This is a genomic window from Pseudomonas putida (assembly GCF_030159595.1).
Classification (GTDB): Bacteria; Pseudomonadota; Gammaproteobacteria; order Pseudomonadales; family Pseudomonadaceae; genus Aquipseudomonas; species Aquipseudomonas putida_AC.
This window is the reverse complement of the sequence record NZ_BSKJ01000035.1, coordinates 1-463: the sequence shown is the minus strand read 5'-3', so window position 1 is coordinate 463 and position 463 is coordinate 1. Positions and strand designations below refer to the sequence as shown.

Sequence of the window (463 nt, the reverse complement as noted above, 5' to 3'; positions counted from 1 at the left end):
CCGACATCGACCCGGCCACGCTGCAGTTGTCGCGCAGCAATGACAACGTGATCGTCACCTTCGCCAACGGCCGCACGCTCCAGATTTACAGCCAGTTCTATACCGGTGATCCGAGTACGGAATACGGCGTGCAGGCGTTCCGCTTCGCCGACGGTAGCGTGTGGGACCGCGCGGAGATTCGTCTCCATTTGCCGATCATCAACGGCGACGAACAGGATAACGTGCTGAACGGCGATGCGCGCAACGAGGAGCTCAACGGCTTCGGCGGTAACGACACACTGAACGGCAACGATGGCAACGACACAATTAGCGGTGGCGACGGTGATGACACGCTGGTGGGTGGCAGCGGTGCCGACACGCTGCGCGGCGACAACGGCGCCGACACACTGAACGGCGGAGCCGATGGCAGTTTCGATCAGTTGTTCGGCGGTGATGGCGACGATCAGCTGACGTTGGCCTATGG

The 463-nt window shown here is 61.8% G+C and carries 1 protein-coding gene; it reads left to right on the top strand.

The features are described from left to right. On the top strand, positions 1–463 hold a 463-nt coding region (locus tag QQL85_RS26440; protein WP_284368792.1), incomplete at both ends, for a calcium-binding protein.